This is a genomic window from Schlesneria sp. (genome assembly GCF_036405755.1).
Lineage (GTDB): Bacteria > Planctomycetota > Planctomycetia > Planctomycetales > Planctomycetaceae > Schlesneria > Schlesneria sphaerica.
In genome coordinates, this window is the sequence record NZ_DASWWZ010000317.1 from 1 (window position 1) to 9,201 (window position 9,201).

The window sequence follows — 9,201 nt, forward strand, 5'->3', positions numbered from 1 at the left end:
CTTCGATGAAGTCAGTGGCGATCGCTATACGGGCCTGACGAACCTTCTTTTGAACCAGGAAGATTGTTCGCATCTGCTGAAACTGGGACGTGCCGTACTGTTTGGTCGACTGCGTCAGCCCATCGCCGGAGTCGAGCTGAATCAGCAACCGCTGGAACCAGACAGCGAAGCATCGTTTGTCCGATTGATCCTTCCCGTCGAAAAATCGACAGAGGTCCTGAAAGAACTGAAACGAGTCGTCCCTGATTGATCCGGTAGCCTCAACCTCGCACCACAAGAAACGGCGTGAGGCGTTGAGTGATCCACATCTCGTCCGTGCGTGTGACCTGAAAACTCTTTCGCTTTGACTGAAGCACATGATTGAAACCCGACAGCTTACGAAACGTTACGGCCACCTGATCGCGGTCAACGAGATCAACCTTTCTTTGAAGGAAGGGGATGTGTTCGGCTTCATCGGCCCCAACGGATCAGGCAAAACGACCACCATGCGAATGCTGGCCACGTTGCTCGCCCCGGATTACGGCGAAGCCTATGTGTGCGGCAAGTCAATCTATAATGATCCACGTGAGATCCGCCGAATGGTCGGTTACATGCCCGACTTCTTTGGTGTCTATGACGATATGACGGTGATCGAGTATCTGGAATTTTTCGCATCCGCCTACCGGATCAATGGCCCCGGTCGCCGAAAGGTCTGCGAAGACAAGCTGGAACTGGTGGACATGTCCTTTAAACGGGACGCCATGGTCAATCAGCTTTCTCGTGGACAGACCCAGCGAATCGGACTGGCTCGAACCCTGCTGCACGAACCTCAAGTGCTGCTTCTGGACGAACCCGCCAGCGGCCTGGATCCCCGGGCCCGAATCGAAATCCGTAACCTGCTGAAAAAACTGGGAGAACTCAAGAAGACGGTCATCGTTTCCAGCCACATTCTTCCCGAATTGGCAGACGTCTGTACGCGAGTCGGCATGATCGAAAAAGGGAATCTGATCGTCGACGGCTATGTCGATGAAGTCATGCGGAAAGCACGGCAGCAGATCATGCTTCAGATTCGGGTGAAAGAGCAGCCCGGGAAGACCATGGAGAAAGCCGCCGCTCTGCTCGAGCAACACGAACTGGTCTCAATGGTCGACATCGTCAAGGGAACCATCGAAGCCACCCTGAAATCAGATACGTTCGACTACAGTCCACTGCCCACGATGCTGATCTCGGAAGGGTTCCACTTGACGTTGTTCCGGGAAGAAGAGGTCAATCTGGAAACCGCGTTCATGTCGCTGACAAAGGGCTTGGTGCAGTAGTAGATCGGTCCCCGGGAACCAAATTCGGATTGACGAAATAGACCCGCTACCCGGTGCCGCGATCCACCGATCGGTCTTACCAGCAGCAAAATTGCTGGGTACGATGCGTTCCTTGGAAGGATGTTTCCCAGGCCTGAAGAACCAGCCAGAGGAATCAGCGTCAGTCCAATGTGAGTTTGTTCGAGTCACGCAAATGAGACGGTGCGTCCAGACCATGGATCGAGCGGCCCGGAGACTCGAACAGCCGGGCGTTACCTGATTGGATATGATCCCTCAGTTCGTCGATGTTCGGGATTGCCCGAGCGACCGAGGACCCATCGACGGAATTCAAAAACAGACTATGACATCAAGGATGTTGCCATGGTGAACCCTCTCCCGCCACTTCAGCTTTCCCCGGACTGCACAGCAGACGAGGTCAAACGGCTCACTCAGTTTCTGGAAGAGCAGGGGACGTTTCGCTTCCCGACGCTCGCCAATGGCCTCTTTTCCGCCGCGGCTGGGGAGGGGGGCGATTTCGAGCTGACCGGCTATCGGAACGTGTGGGTCCGCGACAATGTCCACATCGCACACGCACACTGGACATGGGGTGAAACTGAGAAAGCCGCCGCGGCGACCCGGTCGCTGATGACGTACTTCGAAAAGCATCGCCACCGGTTCAGTGACATCATCGACGGGAAAACCGATCCCGGCGATCCCATGGCACGTCCACATATCCGATTCGACGGCGATCGCCTGTGTGAACTCGACGAAAAATGGTCTCACGCTCAGAACGATGCCATCGGCGGCTTTCTCTGGCTCGCCTCTCGACTCGGTAACGTCTGCCAGTGGAATCCGGCACAGCAGAACTTGCTGGACATGATCGCCCGCTACCTGCTGGCGATTGAATTCTGGGAGGACGAAGATAGCGGGCACTGGGAGGAAGTTCGCAAGGTCTCTGCTTCAAGTATCGGCGTCGCGACGGCGGGGTTAGAGGCCTGGTCCGAGTATTCCGGGAAGTCGTATCCAGCGAGAGGCAGGGAAGCTCTGCAAACAATCCTGCCACGGGAATGCATTCAGCCGGATCCCTTGAAGCATCGCCCCTATGATGCCGCGTTGCTTTTTCTGATCTTCCCCTATCGCCTCGTTTCAAACGAGATGGCAGACCAGATTGTCGCAGACGTCACGACGAACTTGCTTGGCCCTTACGGAATCCGGCGCTACATCGGCGATTCGTACTGGTGTGCAAACTACAAAGAGAAGCTCGCCGCCACCGTGCGGACGGCCGATTTCAGCGACAACCTCGCCGACAGAGACCGTCTGCTGGAACCGGGGACGGAAGCCCAATGGTGTCTATTCGACCCGATCCTGTCGATTCACTATGGGCTGCGATACCAGCGTACCCGGGAGAAAGAGGCTCGCCAGCGGCAGGTCGAACACCTTAATCGCGCACTCGGTCAATTGACTTCAGCAGGGTCTTCGTCGGGTCCATACCGATGCCCCGAATCGTACTACAGTGACCAAGGGCGATATGTTCCGAACGATATCTGCCCATTACTATGGACACAGGCCAATCTCAAAATGGCATTACGATCCATGATGGCGGAACCAGGCGCAGCCGGAGGAACCAACTAATGCCTGCCATCTTCGAGTGGAAACACGTCGTTGTTGAACGGGACCTGGATGATCTGGGCCATGCCAATAATATCTCCTACCTGAAGTGGATGCAGTCCGCTTCGATGGAACACTCGTCGGCACAAGGCTGGTCGATGCAGGCCCATCGTGAACTCGGACAAGGCTGGGTTGTCCGGTCACACTACATCGAATACCTGATTTCCGCTCAACTGGGTGATGAGATCGTCGTGCGAACCTGGGTTGCAAACCTGAAAAAAGTCACTTCCCTGCGACGTTATGAGATGATCCGCGTCTCGGACCAGGCCGTGATAGCGAGGTCAGCCAGCGACTGGGCCTACATTGACTATGTGACAGGCTCACCGAAACGGATTCCCCCCGAGGTTGCGCAAGCTTTTGAGATCATCCCGGACGGAGATTCAGTAAAAGCCGATCGCGAAGTAAGGTAGAGCTCGCTACTGTATTCGCCGAGGGCTACTCTCATACAACCAGGACAACACCATGCTTGATGGGACATTCGCTCTGCTGGAACGTTCGTTGCGAATCGACTCTCGTGCATGGTCAAGCCACCTGGCCCGATTGGGACTTCTGCTCGCCATCTACGTTTCATTGAGCTACACGCGTTTGACGTCCTTCCTGATCGGAGCACCCGGACTTCACTTTTTCTCAGGCATCGCCTATCTCGATGTCTTTTTTATGACGCTTCTGGGCATTAGTTTTTTTGCCACGTCGATCACCGAGGAAAAAGAAGAAGACACATTAGGATTGATGCTGATGGCGGGGATCAGCCCGCTTGGAATTCTGGCCGGAAAATCAGGCGGGCGACTCTGGCAATCGATGCTCTTGATCGCCGCGCAGTACCCCTTCGTGTTACTGGCCGTGACGATGGGGGGCGTCATGCAGTCCCAGGTCTGGTCAGTAACCGTAGCGCTCGTAGCCTATTTGATCTTTCTGGCAGGGTTCGGACTACTCTGTTCAACGCTGGCTCCCAACAGCAAATCTGCGTCAACATGGATGGTGATTGGATTGCTCGCCTATTTCTTCATCCCAATGCTCGCCGGGTATTGGTCTTTTGTTCATGCAAACTGGCAAATGTCGCAAGGTGGATCTACGTCGACCACGGTCGGATGGCAGTTCGTCGAAGCCATTTCGAGAGTCTCTGTTTTCACCCAGATGAGCCAGATCCTGACGACCGGATTTGGCGAGACCGCCTTGAGCATCCAGGTGATTTCAAATGTGCTGATGGGGATTTTCTGCTCAGCCCTGGCGTGGCTTTGTTTTGGGATCGCAACGCGCAGTCCCTCGTCAGAAGCGACATCGCGTGGCTTTGTATCGCGTTATCGAAGCTACTCTCCGTTTTCCGCAGGGCGACCGTGGACCCACCCGTTCAGATGGAAAGATTTCCACTTTGTCGCTGGCGGCGGCCCAGCAGTCTGTTTCCGCCTTTTCTACTACGGCATTCTAGGATTGCTGCTGTTCGCGTTCGATGGCGATAATAACTGGTTCTACTTCTTTCTGTTCCTCTTGTGGGTCTCCGTCGTAGTCGATGCCGCACGTGTCATCTCCCGATCTCTGCAGGAAGAAGTGCGAGGCCAAACGCTCTCGGCGCTGATGCTACTCCCTCATTCGATCAACAAGGTCGTCTACTCGAAGCTCGAAGGAGCATTGCTGAACTGGCTCCCAGCACCTGTGCTTGGGATAGTGACCCTTGCCCTCTGTCCGAACTTCAACGCTGACTTGGACTCGGTGTTGAGACAAGAGAGGGTTGATGTGTTTCTACTTGGCATGGTCATTCTCGCGTTGTTTTCCGCAATGGTTTGCCATCTCGCCGCGCTGATTTCGATTTACGCCCGGTGGGGAGCAGTTCCACTGGCGATTGGGCTCTCCATCGGTATCTATATCGCTGTCGGGATGCTCGAAGCCGTAATTATGATTCCGCTGGGTGGTTCCATGAATGAGTACGTTCTGCTGAGCTTCATGGCCTTGAGCTTCCTCTCTATTTGCGCCGCCTGCCATCTGGGAGTTCTGCTGCGAGTTCAGTCACTAGCGACCAGGTGACATCCCAAGATAAGCACGATCACTCGTGCAGGAGATCAGGCAAAGCCCATTCGGAGAACTTCGCTATCGCATCGCTCAGGCGAGGTTACACGATGGTATCGGTCGGTGCGCCCAAGGGTGCGATCGATTAGAGCGATTCAACGCGGACGATCTTGATTCCAGTCCGCCAGGGGGATCCGGTCCATTTTGAAGAGATCAGACGTGCGAGCGTACCAGCCTGCTCCGTGCATTCGTCCGATCAGTTTCAAGCTTGGTGTATCGACATAGTGGTGATCAGGGTCAATAACGGCGTCGTCGCGGAGATGCATGGCGAGGACACGTCCGAGAATTAAGCCACTATGTTCCCCCAGTTCTATCGATTGGATCAGTTCGCACTCGAATGCGACGGGACTTTCTGCAATACGGGGCGGATGGATCAACGTCGACGGAAGAAGCGTCAGACCAGCTTCGTCCAGTTCGTTCACCCCATAGTCGAAGTCGATGGCCGTGACGTTCATTGCTGTCGCGTTCTCTTCAGAGACAAGATTCACAACAAACTGTCGCGACTCTTCAATGTTACGCCTGGTGTCCTTCGGACGCCCACGTTTGTGGCTGCCGATCCCAATTCCGATGACGGGTGGATCTGCCGCAAATGCATTGAAGAACGAGAATGGCGCTGCATTCAAGGTTCCCTCGCCGGACTGGCTGACGACCCACGCAATCGGACGCGGTGTGATCGTCGAAACGAACAGCTTGTAACATTCGTTCGGGGGAAGTTTGCCAAAATCAAAGTACACGGTTGAACTCCTCACGCATCACAACGGCAAGAAACAAGCTGATCGCGAGAGCGACAGCCGACGTAATATAGTGATGCACCGGGACTGACGGAGCTCATTGCAGGATAGAAAGGCAGAGGCGCGATTGCGTCACCGTGCCGCGTACGCTGCCTCCGCCATCGATTCACAAGGTGTCTGCGCCATACTATGCGCTTTTGCGAACGGGAACGGGTGTTTCCAGAAACTTACGATAGGCGACCAGATCCTTGTCTGACTCATCCGGTTCAGCGTACCAGATATGGAGCAGCGTGTTTCGTACGCGGTCCATTGGTGGAATGGTGCTGCGACCGTGCCAGCTTTTCAGTCCCAGATCGTTCAGTACCGAGAAGGCATAAGCATGATTGGGCAGAAAAGGCATTGTTTTGGAAATCGTGAAGCCACGAGGTTCCCGCAGATAATGAGCCGGGTTCAGGCTGCGCGTGTAGAATTCGGTCCCGACGCTCGCCAGTGAGTCGTCACTTGGGAAAGCAAACTGCATCGTGACAATTTTCTCACGCGTGTCGGGATGCGGAGTAATACGGTAACCTTCGGTTTCGCTATATAACTGACCGCGAGGGTACGCCGGGATCTTGGGAAGCTCTGCAGCCCTTACCTTGAACCGACGGCACAGCCCGGTCGAAAGCTTCTGAAACACGGCGTCACGAAACTCGGTGCTACTGATGGCCGCGCGAACTGTTGACCACAGCATGTGATCTTGTTCATTCAATGAGTTCAATGCGGATTCACAGAGCGACATTCGCTGACGAGTGCTTCCGCCGTACTCGTTGGAATGGTGCTTCTGATTGGCCTTCACGAAATGCTCAGCGGAAGGATACGACTTCAAGAGACGTCGATAGATATCGTCGGGGAAGATCCCATCGAAGAGAACGTGAGGAAAAGGATGATCCTGTGGCTCGGTCTTCGAAACTACATTCAAACCATGATCGAGAAGTCGGCAATACAACGATCGATTGAGAAGCATTTGCAACATCCTTGTTACGTGTTTCTCTCCATCGGAAGTAATTAGAAGGCGGAAATTGCGCCTTAACCGACCGAAGATGAAGGGGTATCGACAGACCGATTCGCAATCTTTAGAAAATCCAATGGAGTCGTGTCAATTGATCTATCCAGCGTCCGAGTGAAAGCCACTCACCCGCGTCACCGTAAGAAGTGAGACCGCGAATTGAATCGCCAGCAGAGTTAAGACTCGCCAGTCGGACGGCATGAACTTCATTTTCCCGTGCATCTGCCGTTCAAGCTGAATGGCTGCCAGCCAGACCAGCCAAGGGAGAAAAAGGAGCCACAACCGGGCCGCTTCCCCTGAATTCTTGCCAGTTAGCCACAGGAGCCCCCATACCATGGCGGTGCAAATGATTGTCGCTGACGCGTATCTTTTTTGTCGCTCGTCCTGATCGAGTTCCGCTACGTCAACCCGCCGTCGGCCGGTGAACTCATTCAATCGGAGGCAACTTAAGACAGATGCTGCCAGAAAAACGACAGGAAAACCTGACGAGAATGTCAGCTCAACAGGATTGGCCAGCAGCCATTTCCAGTGACTGCGCGGGTATTGAACATAAAAGCTGGCATGGTTGTCATAGTTCAGCCACCAGACAACAAGAAGGTTGACCTTAGCAAAGCCCCACATCAGAAACGTTGGCAGCACGAACCCAAGCACTCCGGTCGCGATGCAGAGCCATCTTCGAGAATCGAACGGAGTGGATCCCCGCAAGTCAACATGCTTCGCGTCCTCTGGAATGAAGTTGTCTTCACTCCGGAATCGCTGCTGAATGAAAGTAGTAACAATTGAAAGACAGAACGCCTGGATCAGAACAGGAATAAATGCCAGACTGCAAAGCATCCCCAGCCATGCCACTAATCCGCTGATGAGGGAAAGCAGAATCGACCTCTTATCCCAGGCGGTGAGCCAGCACCACAAGAGAACGAGGCCGACCAAGGGAAACAGGGCATCGGACTTGGGAATAAAAATCGCCAGTGCCGGAAGCGAGGGCCACAATGCGGTCCCCAGCCATGCGATCGGCGGCGAGCAAGTCCGTCGCAAAAGACCGAACAAGGGAACTACGGCCAGCGAAGCAGACACCATGACCAGCAGAGTTGCCAGCCACAAAACCCGCTTGTCGAGAGGGACCAGCGGAATTGGCACTCGTCGCCTCAGATTATTCGCGGCAATAACGTCTGTCGCCTCACGGAACGAAGCGGGTTGAGTCGCGTCAAGAAACGAAGCGAGCACGGGCGAACGATCGCAAATTCTCAGCAGGGCATGAAATGCCAGAAACAGTCCTGGGGGATGAGTCCCCGTATGCAGAACATCCCCTTCTCGCATCAGGGCCTCATACCCCTTCAGCAATTTGGCAGGGTCGGGCTCATCATAACGGGCTCGGGTGTAATAGCCGGATGAGTTCGTGTAGTAGAGGACGAACGCCGATTTCCCCAGGCGATTCTTGACGGGAGCGACTTCTTGCACGATCCAGAGCCAGCAGAAGCTCGCGGTGACAAGTCCCGCCAGCCAGACGCCGCTCTCAACGAGCGAGATCCGATCACGGGAAAACCGACGCAGCCCGAACCCGACGTAGGCAATGAAAAATGCGGCAGCGACGGCGCCACCGCAAAGGTTTAACAGTAGATCGGGTTCAGTCGGTACGCGTTCCCATGTCCATTCTCCCGGAATCCCCAGAGGAACGTTCGTAAACCAGAGAACGAATGCGCAAAGGACCGATCCGAGCAGAATTACGGTCAGGTTGGCTGTTTTCAGTTTTCACTTTTCATAAAGCAAATTCCAGAGTCGTCACTTCGCGGTGAATTATTCTCAGGGCTGGTCTTCCGGGACCAGTTGCAGTTCCCCGACAATTTCGTTTCCGCTCCCGCCGTTGGGTTGCCCCAGTAAGAGGAAGCTGCCGCCCCCGCCCGAAGACTGAGGTTTGCCGAAATCTTCTGACTCAGCTTCAAGCGTCTGCTTAATACGAAGTTTCGCATCAATCAGATGGGCTCGAGTATAGTCATCCAGCTTCAAATCTTCCTTCGCCAGAGTTGCATCGATTCGCGTCTGCAAATCGGTCAGCAGCACACGAATCAGAACCCGTGCATCTTCGGGCAATTTCAACTGCGAAGCAGTATCCGTTGGAGAGCGACGAACCATGTCGCTCAGACGTTTCAGCGCGGCTCGCTGAGTGTTTCGGCGGAAACTGCCAATGTACTGATTTCGGTTCGTGTATTCGCCAGCAGGGGGAGACATTACTTCCGAGAAGATCCCCTCAACAGAGGTCTTGAGATGTTCGGCCAGGGTGTAGACGTCTTCACCAGGTGCCACCTTCAGTTCCCCGTCCTGAAGCCGTGCCAAAACCTGAGGACTGAGCAATCCACTCAGCATGCCTGCCTGCAGGCTCCCAATCTGGTCGTGAATTGGATAGTCGATCCGGCGGATTTCGGAG

General features: G+C 54.6%; 10 protein-coding genes. 6 read left to right on the forward strand and 4 right to left on the reverse strand.

Annotated features, from left to right (window positions below):
* The 5 genes from VGE80_RS11030 to VGE80_RS11050 all read left to right on the forward strand — a co-directional run.
* A partial coding sequence (locus VGE80_RS11030) for a hypothetical protein (RefSeq protein WP_440592706.1) occupies positions 1-250 on the forward strand: 250 nt, incomplete at its 5' end.
* A gap of 106 nt (positions 251-356) precedes the next feature.
* The gene (locus VGE80_RS11035; protein WP_397571034.1) at positions 357-1,295 is read left to right on the forward strand and encodes an ABC transporter ATP-binding protein; all 939 of its coding nucleotides are present in this window, start codon (positions 357-359) and stop codon (positions 1,293-1,295) included.
* A 360-nt stretch (positions 1,296-1,655) separates the two neighbouring features.
* The gene (locus VGE80_RS11040; RefSeq protein ID WP_440592707.1) at positions 1,656-2,906 is read left to right on the forward strand and encodes a glycoside hydrolase family 15 protein; all 1,251 of its coding nucleotides are present in this window, start codon (positions 1,656-1,658) and stop codon (positions 2,904-2,906) included.
* A complete protein-coding gene (locus tag VGE80_RS11045) occupies positions 2,906-3,352 on the forward strand; it encodes an acyl-CoA thioesterase (protein WP_373650939.1) in 447 nt (148 codons plus the stop codon). Before VGE80_RS11040 ends, VGE80_RS11045 begins: the two co-directional genes overlap by 1 nt.
* A 52-nt stretch (positions 3,353-3,404) precedes the next feature.
* Entirely contained in the window at positions 3,405-4,961 is a 1,557-nt protein-coding gene (locus tag VGE80_RS11050; protein WP_440592708.1) for an ABC transporter permease, read from the forward strand.
* 137 nt (positions 4,962-5,098) lie between these two features.
* Here VGE80_RS11050 and VGE80_RS11055 read toward each other — a convergent pair whose 3' ends face one another.
* The 3 genes from VGE80_RS11055 to VGE80_RS11065 form a co-directional block, all read right to left on the reverse strand.
* Positions 5,099-5,737: a flavin reductase family protein gene (locus tag VGE80_RS11055; protein WP_440592709.1), complete on the reverse strand. Its 639-nt coding sequence runs from the start codon at positions 5,735-5,737 to the stop codon at positions 5,099-5,101.
* A gap of 184 nt (positions 5,738-5,921) precedes the next feature.
* Positions 5,922-6,737 carry a hypothetical protein gene (locus VGE80_RS11060; protein WP_440592710.1) on the reverse strand — a complete coding sequence of 272 codons (816 nt, stop codon included), beginning with the start codon at positions 6,735-6,737 and terminating at the stop codon, positions 5,922-5,924.
* A gap of 141 nt (positions 6,738-6,878) precedes the next feature.
* On the reverse strand, positions 6,879-8,237 hold the full coding sequence (locus VGE80_RS11065) for a hypothetical protein (protein WP_440592711.1): 1,359 nt from the start codon (positions 8,235-8,237) through the stop codon (positions 6,879-6,881).
* Here VGE80_RS11065 and VGE80_RS11070 point away from each other — a divergent pair.
* Positions 8,232-8,390 carry a hypothetical protein gene (locus VGE80_RS11070; protein WP_440592712.1) on the forward strand — a complete coding sequence of 53 codons (159 nt, stop codon included), beginning with the start codon at positions 8,232-8,234 and terminating at the stop codon, positions 8,388-8,390. The two genes, VGE80_RS11065 and VGE80_RS11070, sit on opposite strands and share 6 nt — an antisense overlap.
* Before the next feature lie 189 nt (positions 8,391-8,579).
* Here the strand turns inward: VGE80_RS11070 and VGE80_RS11075 are convergent.
* Positions 8,580-9,201 (reverse strand): zinc-dependent metalloprotease (locus tag VGE80_RS11075; protein WP_440592713.1); only part of this gene is annotated, 622 nt, incomplete at its 5' end.